Source organism: Streptomyces sp. A01 (assembly GCF_059026195.1).
In genome coordinates, this window is sequence record NZ_JBWLKN010000010.1 from 243,226 (window position 1) to 257,385 (window position 14,160).

Sequence of the window (14,160 nt, forward strand, 5' to 3'; positions counted from 1 at the left end):
GCCCGGAGCCCAGGACCGACGGCGCGGCCGACCGGGCCGTGCCGCTACAGCTCCGGACCGTCGCCCGGCTCCTCCTGGTAGGAGTACCGCTGCTCGCGCCACGGGTCGCCGATGTTGTGATAGCCGCGCTCTTCCCAGAAACCCCGGCGGTCGGCCGTCATGTATTCCACGCCGCGGACCCATTTGGGCCCCTTCCACGCGTAGAGCTGAGGCACGACGAGGCGGACGGGGAATCCGTGCTCGGCCGTCAGCGGCTCGCCCCCCTTATGGGTGGCGAAGATGGACTTCTCAGCGGCGAAATCGGCCAGTCGGAGATTCGAGCTGAAGCCGTACTCCGCCCACACCATCACATGGGTGACATCCGGCGCGGGAGGCGCGAGTTCCAGGAACACCCGGGCCGCCACCCCGCCCCACTCGGCACCCAGCATGCTGAACTTGGTGACACAGTGCAGGTCGGTGACGACTGTTGAGTACGGGAGAGCGGAGAATTCCTCGTGCGTCCAGCAGCGCTTGTCGCCGTCGGCTGTGGCGCCGAAAACGCGGAACTCCCAGCGCTCGGGCCGGAACTTCGGCACGGGACCGTAGTGCGTCACCGGCCAGCCCCGCTGCAGCCGTTGCCCCGGAGGTAGCTGACCCTGCGCCCCTTCGCGGTATTCCGGCTGACCCATACCCCCATGGTGTCAGAACTTCAGGGGTGGTGATGACCAGCACCTCTGGGAATTGGGCAACTCGTACTAAGCGTGCACTTACTGGACGGTCTTGCCGGGGCGGTGCGAGGATGCGCGCGAACTTGCGTTCCCGCTTGGATTGGAAGGAGTCTCTGCGATGCAGGGCGACCCCGAGGTCATCGAATTTCTCAACGAGCAGCTGACCGCCGAGCTCACCGCCATCAACCAGTACTTCCTGCACGCGAAAATGCAGGAGAACTTCGGATGGACGAAGCTGGCGAAATACACGCGGTCCGAGTCATTCGATGAGATGAAGCACGCGGAGGTACTGACCGACCGGATTCTGTTCCTGGACGGCCTGCCGAACTACCAGCGGCTGTTCCACGTGCGGGTCGGCCAGACGGTCACCGAGATGTTCCAGGCCGACCGGCAGATCGAGTCGGAGGCGATCGACCGGCTGCGGCGCGGCATCGAGGTCATGCGGGCCAAGAACGACATCACCTCGGCCAACATCTTCGAGAGCATCCTCGCCGACGAGGAGCATCACATCGACTATCTCGACACCCAGCTGGACCTGGTCGAGAAGCTGGGCGAGCCGCTGTACATCGCGCAGCTCATCGAGCAGCCCGACAGCTGACCGGACTCAGGCCGCCTCGGCCGTCGCCGTGACGGCGACCCTGGTCGGGGGCTGATCCGACGCCTCGGCCGCGAGCGCGGTGGCCGCACCGTCCGCGCCGAGCCGGTCCAGGGTCTCCCGACGGGGGCATCCCGCGCCGCGGCCGAGCAGCGCCTGTATACGGCGCACGCAGGAACCGCAGTCCGTTCCCGCCTTGCTGGCGGAGGCTATCTGGCGGGGAGTGCAAGCGCCGCTGTCCGCGTGCTCACGCACCTGCGTTTCGGTGATGCCGAAACATGAGCAGACGTACACGCGGTCACCCCCGTACGGATTGATAGGGAACCTCAGCCCCATTGATTGCTGAGGTTACCCTAACCTTACCCGTCGTTCCAGGGTCATAAAAGTCCTGGCGAACGCAGTGGGGCGCGGATCACAGATCCGCGCCCCACATCCGGTCCCCAAGGCCAGGTGCTATTGGCCCCGGTACATCTCCGCGACAAGAAACGCCAGGTCAAGCGACTGGCTGCGGTTGAGCCGCGGGTCGCACGCCGTCTCGTAGCGCTGGTGCAGATCGTCCACGAAGATCTCGTCGCCGCCGCCCACGCACTCGGTGACGTCGTCGCCGGTCAGCTCGACGTGGATACCGCCCGGGTGGGTGCCCAGGCTCTTGTGCACCTCGAAGAAGCCCTTGACCTCGTCCAGCACGTCGTCGAAGCGGCGGGTCTTGTGGCCGGAGGCCGCCTCGAAGGTGTTGCCGTGCATCGGGTCGCAGATCCAGACGACCTGCGCGCCGGACGCGGTGACCTTCTCGACCAGGGTGGGGAGCTTGTCGCGCACCTTGTCGGCGCCCATCCGGGTGATGAAGGTCAGCCGTCCCGGCTCACGGTCCGGGTCCAGGCGCTCGATGAGGGTGAGCGCCTCCTCCGCCGTGGTCGTCGGGCCGAGCTTGACGCCGATCGGGTTACGGATCTTGGAGGCGAACTCGATGTGCGCGCCGTCCAGCTGGCGGGTGCGCTCACCGATCCACACCATGTGGCCCGACACGTCGTACAGGTCGCCGGTCCGCGAGTCGACCCGGGTCAGCGCCGACTCGTAGTCGAGGACCAGCGCCTCGTGCGAGGCGTAGAACTCGACCGTCTTGAACTCCTCCGGGTCCACCCCGCAGGCGTTCATGAAGTTCAGCGCCCGGTCGATCTCGCGCGCCAGCGCCTCGTAACGCTGCCCGGACGGGGAGGACTTCACGAAGTCCTGGTTCCAGGCGTGCACCTGCCGCAGGTCGGCATAGCCGCCCGTGGTGAAGGCGCGGACGAGGTTCAGCGTGGCGGCGGACGCGTGGTACATCCGCTGGAGCCGCCGCGGGTCGGGGATGCGGGCGGCCTCGGTGAACTCGAAGCCGTTGACGGAGTCGCCCCGGTAGGTGGGCAGCGTCACGCCGTCGCGGGTCTCGGTGGGCTTCGAGCGCGGCTTGCTGTACTGACCGGCGATCCGGCCGACCTTCACCACCGGCACGGAACCGGCGTAGGTCAGCACAGCGCCCATCTGGAGCAGCGTCTTCAGCTTGTTGCGGATCTGGTCGGCGCCCACGGCGTCGAACGCCTCGGCGCAGTCACCACCCTGCAGCAGGAACGCCTCGCCGCGCGCCACCGAACCCAGCCGGGCACGCAGCTGGTCGCATTCGCCCGCGAAGACGAGCGGCGGATAGGACTCAAGCTCGGCGATCGCGTCGCGCAGCGCCTCTTGGTCCGGCCAGTCGGGCTGCTGCGCCGCAGGAAGGGAGCGCCAGGTGTTGCCACCAGTGTGGGTTTCAGCGTTCACGGTCACGCTGTCAACATTACGGGGTCCAGATGGCCGCCCAGCACCTTGCTCACGGATTGAGACGGCCTGACGCTTCCCGCCGATGGGCCTCTGACCAGCTTCTGAGCCGCCGCCGCTGCGAGCGCGACCAGCCGACAAGCGGTATCCAGCCAGCGTCCGGCCGCTGTCAGGCCGGACCGGCGACGCCGCGCCCGCGGCCGGTCGGCGCGCGCGCCCGGGCCCGGTGCCGAATACGTCACACCACGCGGCTCCGTGCCCGTATCCCCGCCCCGTGCCCCCCGCCCCGTGCACCGTGCACCGTGCCCCCTGGCCCGGCGCACCGTCCGGCCCGGTGCCCCGCTGCCCGGGCGGGCCATCGGGTAGGGTGCCGCCCATGTACGCGCAGCTGACCAGCGACTGGTGGTGGACCGCTCACTCGGCGGCCCACTGATCACGCGTATCTGACGACACCACGCGAAGGCCGCCCGAGGGGCGGCCTTCTCGCGTTCGCGGGCCGTTCCTCTCACTGAAGGAAGGCACCCCGCCATGTCCCACCCCACGGCGTCGCCCGCCGCGCCCGCTCTCATACGGCGGCTGCTGGCCGCCGACTGCCCACCGTTCGCCCTGCTCCGCCGCCGCACCCCGGGGCGCCCCGAGGACACCGTCGAGGTGCTGATCGGGCAGGTCACCGAGGTGCCACGGCTCGCGGGCATCCCGCTGCCCGCCACCGGCGCCAACGGCGGTCCCGGCGCGGGACGGGTGGCGGACGCGCTCGCGCTCATCCCGTTCCGGCAGATCAGCGAGCGCGGGTTCGAGGCACGCGACGACGGGACGCCGCTGGCCGTGCTGCGCCCCGAGGAGGCGTACGAGCTGCCGCTCGCCGAGCTGCTGGACGCGCTGCCCGCGCACGAGGTGCGGGTGGACGGCGGGGCGTTCGACGTCAGCGATGAGGAGTACGCCCGGGTCGTCGAGCGGGTCATCGAGGAGGAGATCGGCACCGGTGAGGGTGCCAACTTCGTCATCCGGCGGACCTTCGAGGGCGACATCCCCGGCTTCTGCGCCGCCGACGCGCTCGCGTTGTTCCGGCGGCTGCTGACCGGCGAGCGCGGCGCGTACTGGACGTATGTGGTGCGTACGGCGGAGCGGACGCTGGTGGGGGCGAGCCCCGAGGTGCATGTGCGGATGTCCGGCGAGACCGTCGTGATGAATCCGATCAGCGGCACCTACCGCTACCCGGAGCGGGGGCCCGACGCCGACGGGCTGCTCGCCTTCCTGCGGGACCGCAAGGAGGTGGAGGAGCTGTCGATGGTCGTGGACGAGGAACTGAAGATGATGTGCGCCGTGGGCGACCGGGGCGGCGTGGTGGTCGGCCCCCGGCTGCGGGAGATGGCGCATCTGGCACATACCGAGTACGAGTTGCGCGGGCGCAGCACGCTGGATGTGCGCGAGGTGCTGCGGGAGACGATGTTCGCCGCGACGGTCACCGGATCGCCGGTGCAGAACGCCTGCCGGGTGATCGCCCGCCACGAGCCCCCGGGCAGGGACGGGCGGGGCCGCGGCTACTACGCGGGGGCACTGGCGCTCATCGGCAGGGACGCGGGCGGGGCGCGTACCCTCGACTCGCCGATCCTGATCCGCACCGCCGACATCGACGGCGGGGGGCGGCTGCGGGTACCGGTCGGGGCGACGCTCGTCCGCCACTCCGACCCGCGCGGCGAGGTCGCCGAGACCCACGCGAAGGCGGCCGGGGTGCTCACGGCGCTCGGTGTGCGGCCCGCGCCGCCCTCGGCCGGGGACTCCGCACGGTCCCGGCTCGCCGACGACCCACGGGTGCGGGCCGCACTCGACGCCCGGCGCGCGGACCTCGCCCCGTTCTGGCTGCGCATGCGGACCGTCGAGCCGGAGACCGGCCTGGCCGGACACGCGCTGGTGATCGACGCCGAGGACACCTTCACGGCGATGCTGGCCCATCTGCTGTCCACCTCCGGGCTCCGGGTGGAGGTCAGGAGCTTCGCCGACCCCGGCCTGCGGGAGGCGGCCCTCACCCACCCCGGGCCGATCGTGCTGGGCCCAGGACCCGGCGACCCGAACGACTTCGGCGACCCGAAGATGCGGCTGCTGCGCGGGCTCACCGCCGAGCTGGTGCGCGGTCACGAGCACGGGCTGCTGGGCGTGTGCCTGGGCCACGAGCTGATCGCGAAGGAGCTGGGTCTTGAGATCGTACGGAAGGAGGCTCCGGCGCAGGGCGCCCAGGAGCGCATCGACTTCTTCGGGCGGCCGGAGACCGTCGGCTTCTACAACACGTTCACGGCACGCTGCGACGAGCAGGTCGTACGGGAACTGGCGATGCACCGCATCGAGCTGAGCCGGGACCAGGCGAGCGGCGAGGTGCACGCGCTGCGCGGCCCCGGCTTCGGCGGCCTGCAGTTCCACCCCGAGTCGGTCCTGACCTACAACGGCTCGGTCATCGTGGCCCAGGCGCTGGCGGCGGTGACGGTGGGGTAAGCCCCCGGGCCGGTTCCACCGGCCCGCGGGCGGCGGACAGGCCGGACAGGCGGGTGCGTCCGGTCCTGTCCGGCGTGTGCGGCCGCCCTCCCGGCCCGGGGACGGCTCCCGGTCAGCCGAAGAAGACCCCGGCCTCCGCGTAGAGCCTCGGGTCCACCGTCTTCAGCTTGGCGGTGGCCTCGGCCAGCGGGACGCGCACGATGTCGGTGCCGCGCAGCGCGACCATCACCCCGAACTCCTGATCGCGTACCGCGTCGATCGCGTGCAGCCCAAACCGGGTGGCCAGCCAGCGGTCGAACGCGCTCGGCGTGCCGCCGCGCTGGACATGGCCGAGCACGGTGGTACGGGCCTCGTTGCCGGTGCGCCGCTCGATCTCCTTCGCCAGCCACTCGCCGACGCCGGAGAGCCGGACGTGACCGAAGGAGTCCAGCGAACCGTCTTTGAGCACCATCTCGCCGTCCTTGGGCGTGGCGCCCTCGGCGACGACGACGATCGGCGCGTAGCGGACCTTGAAGCGGGAGTCGACCCAGCCGCAGATCTGGTCGACGTCGAAGCGCTGCTCGGGGATGAGGATGACGTTGGCGCCACCCGCCAGGCCCGAGTGCAGGGCGATCCAGCCCGCGTGGCGGCCCATGACCTCCACGACGAGGACCCGCATATGGGACTCGGCGGTGGTGTGCAGCCGGTCGATGGCCTCGGTGGCGATGTTGACGGCGGTGTCGAAGCCGAAGGTGTAGTCGGTGGCGGACAGGTCGTTGTCGATGGTCTTCGGCACGCCGACGCAGGGGATGCCGTATTCGTCCGAGAGTCGCGCCGCGACGCCGAGGGTGTCCTCGCCCCCGATCGTGATCAGCGCGTTGACCTCATATTTGGTGAGGTTCTCCTTGATCCGGCGGATGCCGTTCTCCACCTTGAGTGGGTTGGTGCGCGACGATCCGAGGATGGTCCCGCCACGCGGCAGGATGCCCCGCACGGCGGGGATGTCGAGCGGCACGATGTCACCGTCGAGCGGTCCTCGCCAGCCGTCCCGGAACCCGGCGAACTCGTAGCCGTACTCCTGCACGCCCTTGCGCACCACGGCGCGGATGACCGCGTTGAGCCCGGGGCAGTCACCACCACCGGTCAGTACTCCGACCCGCATCGCATCTTCCCTTCTCCGTGAGTGACCCGATCTGGCGGCCACGCTAACGGTGATCCAGGTCACAGAGGATGGGGCGGAGGGTTAATTCCGTTGCTCTCCAAGCGAGTTGCGCCGCGGCGTTCACTCATACGAGGCACGGCCGGCCGGCATACGGGCACGGGGCGGGCGGGCACGGGCGCGGAGCCCCCGGCGGGAAGACCGCGGCGCCGTGGTCAGGCGCCGTCGTCCAGGCCGCGCTCGATGGCGTAGCGCACCAGCTCCACCCGGTTGTGCAACTGCAACTTCCCGAGGGTGTTCTGGACGTGGTTCTGCACCGTGCGGTGCGAGATGACCAGACGTTCGGCGATCTGCTTGTACGAAAGGCCCTTGGCGACCAGGCGCAGCACCTCGGTCTCCCGGTCGGTGAGGCGCGGAGCGCTCGGCTCGTTGGGGGCCGCCGGGGCCGGGTCGGTCGCCAGCCGCCGGTATTCGCCGAGTACGAGCCCGGCGAGCCCGGGGGTGAACACCGGCTCGCCGGCCGCCGTTCTGCGCACCGCGTCCAGCAGCTCGCTGGTGGACGCGGACTTCAGCAGATACCCGGTGGCGCCGGACTTCACGGCCTCCAGCACATCGGCGTGCTCGCCGCTCGCCGACAGCACCAGCACGCGCAGCGCCGGGTTGGCGCCCACCAGTTCCTTGCAGACCCGCACTCCGGGCAGCCCGGGGAGGTTGAGGTCGAGAACCAGGACGTCGGGCTCGGCCGCGGCGGCTCTGCGGATGGCCTGCGGCCCGTCGCCCGCCGTGGCCACCACATCCAACCCGGCCTCGGCCAGGTCCCGGGCGACCGCGTCCCGCCACATCGGGTGGTCGTCCACCACCATGACCCGTACAGCCCGAGACTCGTTCATCGTGCGTCCTCTCTCCCCCGCGGAACTCTCAACTCCACCTCGGTGCCCTGTCCGGGGACGGACACCAGGTCGGCACTGCCGCCCAGGTCGCGCAGCCGCCCGCGGATGGACAGGGCGACCCCGAGCCGCCCTTCCCGCTCCGCGTCCGCCAGCCGCCCCTCCGGGATGCCGGGGCCGTCATCGCGCACGGTGACGATCACCGCCTCGGGCTCGTCCTCGACCAGAATCCATGCCTGGGCCCCCTCACCGGCGTGCTTGCGCACATTGTCCAACGCGGCGCTGACCGCCCCGGCCAGCTCCGCCGCCGCCCCGGCGGGGAGCAGCACCGGGGCACCGGGCTCGGCGAAGGAGACCTTGGCCCCGGCATGCGGCGCGAGCAGCGCCCGCAGGTCGCACGGGGCCGTGCCGCCCACGCCGTCCACGCATCCGACCGGCCCCGCCTCCGACCCGGTGGGCGGCGGACCGCCGTCGAGTACGGCATCGGGCCCGGCGTGCGCGTCGCGGCTTCGGGGCACGAGGCCACTGGAGACCAGCGTGCGCAGCGCGACCTCCTGCTCGCCCGCCATCCGCCCCAGCTCGGCCGCCTCGCCACCGATCGCGACGCCCCGCCGCTGCACCATGGCGAGCACCTGGAGGACGCTGTCGTGGATGTCGCGGGCCAGCCGCTCGCGCTCGCGGGTCGCCGCCTCGATCTGCAGGGCGCGGGCGAGGGTGCGCTCACTGGCGCGGGCCACCTCGACCACGTAACCGATCGCCACGCTGGCCACCCACACCAGGAGCACGTTGTGCACGGTGTTCTGAGCGAAGGCGCCCCGCTCGATGATGTTGGCCACGCCGACGACCGCCGACGCCACGGCGCCCCAGCGCCAGCCGCCCTTGATGGCGAAGCCGAGCACCGCGCCCGCCGTCCATATCGACGGAAGCGTGGGCCCCCCGTCGACGATCCGCTGATGGGTGTCCACGAGCGGGGTCAGCAGGATGCCGACGATCGCGACGCTCAGATCGACGATCAGGAAGCGCTTGGTGCAGCGCTCGGCCGAGGCGACCGTGCGCCACGTGAAGGCCATCCAGCCGACAAGCAGCAGCATGTAGGCGCCAGCGCCCAGCGGGTGGTCGTACTCGTCGTAGGCGAACGCGTAGAGCATGAGCGCGTAAAGCGCGGTCAGCACGCGGTACCCGGTCAGGGCCCGCCACAAGGGCTGCTCCACGGACATCCGCACCACGCGGTCACGCTTCGGTTGCTGAGCCATCTCCCCCACCCCGCTGGGCGCGCTCACCCCCGCCGGTGCCATGACCGGTCCGGCCGCGCCGTCCTGCTCGGCCCCACTCGACCAGGCGGAGTCCGCCTAGGACCCCTTGGCTGCCTTCGCCGCCTTTGCCGCCTTCGCTGCTTTCTCTTCCTCCGCCTGCTTCTTCGCCGCCTCCGCGAGCTGCCGCTTGGCGGCGGTCGCGTAGATGTCGACGTACTCCTGGCCGGAGAGCTTCATGATCTCGTACATCACCTGGTCGGTGACCGAACGAAGGATGAACCGGTCCCCGTCCATCCCGTGGTACCTGCTGAAATCCAGTGGCTTGCCGATCCGGATGCCCGGCCGCATCAGCTTCGGCATCACCTTGCCGGGCGGCTGGATCTTCTCGGTGTCGATCATCGCGACGGGGATCACCGGCGCCCCGCTGGCCAGCGCGACCCGCGCGAGGCCACCGGGCTTGCCCCGGTAGAGCCGCCCGTCCGGCGACCGGGTGCCCTCGGGGTAGATACCGAACAGCTCACCCCGCGCCAGCACGTCGATGCCGCTCTTGATCGCGGCCTCGCCCGCGCCACGCCCGCCCGAGCGGTCCACCGGCAGCTGGCCGACGCCCTTGAAGAAGGCGGCGGTCATCTTGCCCTTGACCCCGGGGGAGGTGAAGTACTCCGCCTTCGCGATGAAGGTGACCTTCCGGTCGAGCATCGCGGGCAGGAAGAACGAATCCGAGAACGAGAGGTGATTGCTCGCGAGAATGGCGGGGCCCTCGCTGGGGATGTTCTCCAAGCCCTCCACCCAGGGGCGGAAGGCAAGCTTCAGCGACCCGCCGATGGACAGCTTCATTGCGCCGTAGAACAACCGAGGACCTCCTGTAGCTGACGAGGAGACCTTAACCCGACACGCGGCCCCGCTCTCGCCCGGCGTTCAGGGCCCACGGGTGGTGGCCGCGGCCGGGAAGCCGGTCGGCGGCACGCGCCCGCCCCGCTCCGTCCCCGCCTCACCTCGTGCCTGGCGGGGGCGGGGGGACGGCCTCGGGCAAGGTCCCATCCGGGACGCCGACCGATCTATCCGAGGTGCGGCGCTCCGCGTACGCTGAGGTACCAACCGCCCGGCCGCGCCCGGCCCCTGACCGAAACGGAGATCCCGGTGCCGCTGCTTCCTGGAGCCGAGCCGTTCCGCCACGAAGGCGGACAGACCGGCGTGCTTGTCTGTCACGGCTTCACCGGCTCCCCGCAGTCCGTCCGGCCCTGGGCCGACTCCCTCGCCGAGCGCGGTTACACCGTCTCGCTGCCGCTGCTGCCCGGTCACGGCACCCGCTGGCAGGATCTGGCGCTCACCGGCTGGCAGGACTGGTACGCGGAGGTGGACCGGGAGCTGCGGCGGCTGACCAAGACCTGCGAGCGGGTCTTCCTGTGCGGCCTTTCCATGGGCGGCGCGCTCGCGCTGCGGCTCGCGGCCAGGCATGGCGCGGCGGTCAGCGGACTCGCGCTGGTCAACCCGGCGAACAAGATGCACGACGTGGCGGCCAGGGCGCTGCCGGTGGTCCGCCATCTGGTCCCCTCCACGAAGGGCATCACGAGCGACATCGCCAAGCCCGGCTGCGAGGAGGTCGGCTACGACCGCGTCCCGCTGCACGCGGCGCACTCGCTGCGGACCTTCTTCCGCCTTGTCGACGCCGAGCTTCCGCAGGTCACCCAGCCGTTGCTGCTGCTGCACAGCCCGCAGGACCATGTCGTGCCGCCGATCGACTCGGCGCGCATCCTCAGCCGGGTGTCGTCCACGGACGTCACCGAGCGGCTGCTGGAGCGCAGCTTCCACGTGGCCACGCTGGACTTCGACGCTGAGCAGATCTTCGCCGACACCCACACCTTCATCGACCGGCTGACGGGCGTCAGCATGCCGGGCAGGGTGGGTTAGGCCATGGCGTGGGCTGAGGGAAGGACGCGGGGCAGTGACGGAGCGTGACGCGAACGCGGACCGCGAGCCGGATCAGACCCCGGCCGGGGGCCGGCCTGGCGGCGAAGGCGTGACCGGTGGCGGGGCGACTCGCGACCGGGCGTCCGCCGAGGCCGCCGAGCGGGCGTCCGCCGACGGCGCGGCGGGCCCGGCCGCGGGCGACGGCGAGCCGCGCGACCGTACGCCGGACGGCGACCGGACGGCGGAAGGCCCGGAGCCGGGGGAAGCCTCGCCTCGTGAGCGCGCGGCCGAGGACCGTCCCGTCGCCGAGGACGGCTCGGCCGGGACCGAGGACACCGCCTGGGCCGAGATCGTCGCCGCGTACGGCGAGGAGCCGCCGGACCCGCCGGGTATCGCCCCGTGGCCGAGGGCAGAGGGCCTGACCGAGAAGGACCTGCCTGGCCGGGAGATCGCGCCGGGGAAGCCCGACAAGACCCTCGGCGGCGCCCCGGACAGCACTCAGCCCTCCAGCCTGACGGGTTTCGAGGACCTGGACGACCCCGACGCGGACGAGCCCGCCACCAAGGCGGCGCGGCCCGTGGGCAGCTTCGTGGTCTTCGCGCCCGGCGTGGGCCCGCGCGACTGGGAACCGGCCGAGCCGTCGGAGGATGACTTCGACGCGACGGACGAGGGCCACTTCGTGCCCCCAGAGCCGCCTCCCCTCCCGCACTCCGACACCACCTCGCGCTTCGCCTGGCTGGCCGTCCTCGGCGGTCCGCTGCTGCTGCTCCTCATGGTGGTGTTCCAGCAGGAGTTCACGTGGTGGATCACCACCCTGGGCGTCGGCGGCTTCCTCGGCGGGTTCGCGACGCTGGTCATGCGGATGAAGGACGACGGGGACGAGGAAGACGAGGACCCGGGGCGGGGCGCGGTCGTCTAGCGGCCGGGCCGCGCTCCTGCCGGGGCCGTGCCCGTGTCGGTCGGCGCCCGTTCCGTGCCCGTGTCGGTCGGCGCCCCCGTCCGTGCGTCGCGGACCGCGGGTGCGTCGCGGCTGGTCGCGCAGTTCCCCCCGCCCCAGACGGGGCACAGCCTCCGCGCCGTGCCCGTGTCGGTCGGCGCCCCCGTCCGTGCGTCGCGGACCGCGGGTGCGCCGCGGCTGATCGCGCAGTTCCCCCCGCCCCAGACGGGGCACAGCCCCGGGCTGCTCCCCTTTGGCCTGACGGCCTTCCGGGCACGCGTGGTCCGGCGGATCAGCCCGGCGCGTGGCCGGTGGGCGGCAGTCTGAGGGCGGCCAGGACCGGAAGGTGGTCCGTCGCCGCTCTCAGGTCCCCTGGACGCACGCCCGGCAGCCCCGTCGGCACCCCGCAGCCGAGCACCTGAACGCCCTCCGTGGTCAGGATCGCGTCGATGCGCCGGCGGGGGTCGTCCGGTGTCGAGGTGTGTTCGCCACCCCACGGCTCGGCCGCCCAGGCGTCCCGCAGCGGACCGGTCAGGCGCCGGAACGCCGGGCCGGAGGGCGGCTCGTTGAGATCGCCCGCGGCGACGGCGTGCGGGGCGTCGAGCGCGGCGAGGCGGCCGAGCAGGGCCTCCGCCTGGGCGGGGCGCTCGGCGGCCGCGAGGCTCAGATGGCAGCTGAGTACGCCGAGTCTGACCGAGCCGAAGCGCAGCACGGCTGCCGCGAAGCCCCGCCGGTGCAGCCCTGGTGAGCGTGGCAGCACCACCTCTTCGGTGTGCTCGACGTGCGCGCGCAGCGAACTGAGGATCATCGGGCCCGTGGTGGTGGCGCCGCCGGTGACGTACACGAGGCCGGTGTCGCGGGCCAGCCGCGCCGCCGCCTTCCGCCAGCGGAAGAACCGCGGGGCCTCCTGGACGCACACCACGTCGGGGGCGGTGGCGCGGATCACCCGGGCCAGCGCGCGCCGGTCATCGCGCAGTGAGCGGACGTTGTAGCTGAGCACCCGGACGACGACGGAGCCGTCCGGCTCCGTGCGGGACGCGGGCAGGTCGGGCTGTTCTCTCCGTGGGGCCGTGACGGTCACTACACCACTCCAGAGCTGAGACGGGACTCTGTCATTCCCTACCTGTGATTCCGTGCGTGCGGTTCCGTGCCTGTAGTTCCGCACATGTGGTTCCGTACATGTGCTTCCATGCGTGGGATTCCATGCGTGGGATTCCACGAGTGTCATTCCGCACGCGCCACTCAGCACGTGCCATTCCACACGCGTATTCCACACCTGTCACCGGAGCGACGGCATACGGGGGGCGACACGTACGGGGATGTCACGTACGCGTCGTCCCCCTATGTGACGCCCCCGTACGACCCTTGCTCGGTGCGGGTGTTCACCGACGCGCCGTACGGGCCGGGCCGTACGCGGTGCGGGTGGTGCGCCGTCGGAGCCTGTGCGGGCGCCGGGGTGGCCCGGGCCCGCGGAGGGGGCCGCTCAGCCCTGGCGGGCGAGGTCGGCCGCGCCGACGAGTCCGGCCTTGCCGCCGAGCTGCGCGGCGAGGACCTGGGCGTGCGGCCGCCACTGGCCGCCCACGAGCCAGCGCCGGAACGACTTGCGGATCGGGTCGAGGACGAGGTCGCCCTCGTCGGAGACGCCGCCGCCGACGATGAAGGCGGACGGGTCGAAGAGCGAGGCGAGATCGGCGAGACCGGCGCCCGCCCAGCGGGCGAGTTCGCGGAAGGAGTCGACGGCGACCGGGTCGCCGTTCCGCGCGGCCAGACTGATGTGCTTGCCCTCGATGCCGGCCGGAGTGCCGTCGCCGAGGCCGAGGAGGTAGGCCGCGTTCTCCGGGGTGGCGGCGGCGCGCTGGGTCGCGTAGCGGACGAGCGCCCGCCCGGACGCGTACTGCTCCCAGCAGCCCTGGCTGCCGCAGCCGCACAGCAAACCGTCCGGGACCACCCGGATGTGGCCGAACTCGCCCGCGACGCCGAAGCGGCCACGGCGCAGCTTGTTGCCGATGATGACGCCGCCGCCCAGACCGGTGCCGAGCGTGATGCAGATGACGTCCTCGTGGCCCTGGCCCGCGCCGAACTTGTACTCGCCCCACGCGGCCGCGTTGGCGTCGTTCTCCACGACGACCGGCAGCCCGACGCGCTGCTCGACCTTGTCCTTCAGTGCCTCATGGCGCCAGTTGATGTTCGGCGCGAAGAGCACGGTGGCGCGCTTGTCGTCCACGTATCCGGCGGCGCCGATACCGACAGCCTCCACCTCGTGGCTCGCGCTCACGGTGCGCACCGCGTCCGCGATGGCGTCGACGACGCCTTCAGGGGTCGACGGGGTCGGCACCTTGCACGTGTCGAGAATCGTGCCCTCTTCGTCGACCACGCCAGCTGCGATCTTGGTGCCGCCGATGTCGACGCCGATGGTGAGTCCCATGTGTCCCTCAGTATTCGGTCGAACCC

14 protein-coding genes are annotated in these 14,160 nt (G+C 71.6%); 5 read left to right on the forward strand and 9 right to left on the reverse strand.

Going from position 1 to position 14,160, the window contains the following annotated elements:
• Window positions 1–44: 44 nt before the first annotated feature.
• Window positions 45–668, reverse strand: a complete 624-nt coding sequence (locus tag AC5P1B_RS16390) for a sulfite oxidase-like oxidoreductase (protein WP_493887877.1) — start codon at window positions 666–668, stop codon at window positions 45–47.
• A gap of 157 nt (window positions 669–825) precedes the next feature.
• Here AC5P1B_RS16390 and bfr point away from each other — a divergent pair, with 157 nt between their 5' ends.
• Window positions 826–1,305: a bacterioferritin gene (gene bfr / locus AC5P1B_RS16395; RefSeq protein ID WP_493887878.1), complete on the forward strand. Its 480-nt coding sequence runs from the start codon at window positions 826–828 to the stop codon at window positions 1,303–1,305.
• Window positions 1,306–1,311: 6 nt separating this feature from the next.
• Here bfr and AC5P1B_RS16400 read toward each other — a convergent pair whose 3' ends face one another.
• On the reverse strand, window positions 1,312–1,596 hold the full coding sequence (locus AC5P1B_RS16400; protein WP_493887879.1) for a (2Fe-2S)-binding protein: 285 nt from the start codon (window positions 1,594–1,596) through the stop codon (window positions 1,312–1,314).
• A 159-nt stretch (window positions 1,597–1,755) separates the two neighbouring features.
• Window positions 1,756–3,105: a class II 3-deoxy-7-phosphoheptulonate synthase gene (locus AC5P1B_RS16405; RefSeq protein WP_493887880.1), complete on the reverse strand. Its 1,350-nt coding sequence runs from the start codon at window positions 3,103–3,105 to the stop codon at window positions 1,756–1,758.
• A gap of 367 nt (window positions 3,106–3,472) precedes the next feature.
• Between AC5P1B_RS16405 and AC5P1B_RS16410 the strand changes: the two genes are divergently transcribed.
• Together AC5P1B_RS16410 and AC5P1B_RS16415 are read left to right on the forward strand one after the other, a co-directional pair.
• Entirely contained in the window at window positions 3,473–3,529 is a 57-nt protein-coding gene (locus AC5P1B_RS16410) for a trp operon leader peptide (RefSeq protein WP_493887941.1), read from the forward strand.
• A 95-nt stretch (window positions 3,530–3,624) separates the two neighbouring features.
• Window positions 3,625–5,583 (forward strand): anthranilate synthase family protein, encoded by a 1,959-nt coding sequence (locus AC5P1B_RS16415; RefSeq protein ID WP_493887881.1) that lies wholly within the window; start codon window positions 3,625–3,627, stop codon window positions 5,581–5,583.
• 112 nt (window positions 5,584–5,695) lie between these two features.
• Here AC5P1B_RS16415 and AC5P1B_RS16420 read toward each other — a convergent pair whose 3' ends face one another.
• The 4 genes from AC5P1B_RS16420 to AC5P1B_RS16435 all read right to left on the reverse strand — a co-directional run bounded on the left by AC5P1B_RS16420 (window position 5,696) and on the right by AC5P1B_RS16435 (window position 9,713).
• Window positions 5,696–6,724 (reverse strand): 6-phosphofructokinase, encoded by a 1,029-nt coding sequence (locus AC5P1B_RS16420; protein ID WP_493887882.1) that lies wholly within the window; start codon window positions 6,722–6,724, stop codon window positions 5,696–5,698.
• Between the two features lie 212 nt (window positions 6,725–6,936).
• Entirely contained in the window at window positions 6,937–7,611 is a 675-nt protein-coding gene (locus AC5P1B_RS16425; protein WP_493887883.1) for a response regulator, read from the reverse strand.
• Window positions 7,608–8,861 carry a MacS family sensor histidine kinase gene (macS, locus tag AC5P1B_RS16430; protein WP_493887885.1) on the reverse strand — a complete coding sequence of 418 codons (1,254 nt, stop codon included), beginning with the start codon at window positions 8,859–8,861 and terminating at the stop codon, window positions 7,608–7,610. The genes AC5P1B_RS16425 and macS overlap by 4 nt, the downstream gene beginning before the upstream one ends.
• A gap of 96 nt (window positions 8,862–8,957) precedes the next feature.
• Window positions 8,958–9,713 (reverse strand): lysophospholipid acyltransferase family protein, encoded by a 756-nt coding sequence (locus AC5P1B_RS16435; protein ID WP_493887887.1) that lies wholly within the window; start codon window positions 9,711–9,713, stop codon window positions 8,958–8,960.
• A 288-nt stretch (window positions 9,714–10,001) separates the two neighbouring features.
• Between AC5P1B_RS16435 and AC5P1B_RS16440 the strand changes: the two genes are divergently transcribed.
• Together AC5P1B_RS16440 and AC5P1B_RS16445 are read left to right on the forward strand one after the other, a co-directional pair.
• On the forward strand, window positions 10,002–10,772 hold the full coding sequence (locus AC5P1B_RS16440) for an alpha/beta hydrolase (RefSeq protein WP_493887888.1): 771 nt from the start codon (window positions 10,002–10,004) through the stop codon (window positions 10,770–10,772).
• A 349-nt stretch (window positions 10,773–11,121) separates the two neighbouring features.
• Complete coding sequence (locus AC5P1B_RS16445; protein ID WP_493887942.1) at window positions 11,122–11,691, forward strand: hypothetical protein; 570 nt, start codon at window positions 11,122–11,124, stop codon at window positions 11,689–11,691.
• A 310-nt stretch (window positions 11,692–12,001) separates the two neighbouring features.
• On the opposite strand, the gene AC5P1B_RS16450 is transcribed toward AC5P1B_RS16445, so the two are convergent.
• On the reverse strand, window positions 12,002–12,790 hold the full coding sequence (locus AC5P1B_RS16450; RefSeq protein WP_493887889.1) for an endonuclease/exonuclease/phosphatase family protein: 789 nt from the start codon (window positions 12,788–12,790) through the stop codon (window positions 12,002–12,004).
• Between the two features lie 402 nt (window positions 12,791–13,192).
• Complete coding sequence (locus AC5P1B_RS16455) at window positions 13,193–14,134, reverse strand: ROK family glucokinase (protein ID WP_493887890.1); 942 nt, start codon at window positions 14,132–14,134, stop codon at window positions 13,193–13,195.
• Between the last annotated feature and the right edge of the window lie 26 nt (window positions 14,135–14,160).

Bases quoted from the DNA above. Each gene is read 5' to 3' on its own strand.
- AC5P1B_RS16390 (WP_493887877.1), bottom strand. From the start codon at position 668: ATGGGTCAGCCGGAATACCGCGAAGGGGCGCAGGGTCAGCTACCTCCG.
- bfr (WP_493887878.1), top strand. From the start codon at position 826: ATGCAGGGCGACCCCGAGGTCATCGAATTTCTCAACGAGCAGCTGACC.
- AC5P1B_RS16415 (WP_493887881.1), top strand. From the start codon at position 3,625: ATGTCCCACCCCACGGCGTCGCCCGCCGCGCCCGCTCTCATACGGCGG.
- AC5P1B_RS16420 (WP_493887882.1), bottom strand. From the start codon at position 6,724: ATGCGGGTCGGAGTACTGACCGGTGGTGGTGACTGCCCCGGGCTCAAC.
- AC5P1B_RS16425 (WP_493887883.1), bottom strand. From the start codon at position 7,611: ATGAACGAGTCTCGGGCTGTACGGGTCATGGTGGTGGACGACCACCCG.
- macS (WP_493887885.1), bottom strand. From the start codon at position 8,861: ATGGCTCAGCAACCGAAGCGTGACCGCGTGGTGCGGATGTCCGTGGAG.
- AC5P1B_RS16455 (WP_493887890.1), bottom strand. From the start codon at position 14,134: ATGGGACTCACCATCGGCGTCGACATCGGCGGCACCAAGATCGCAGCT.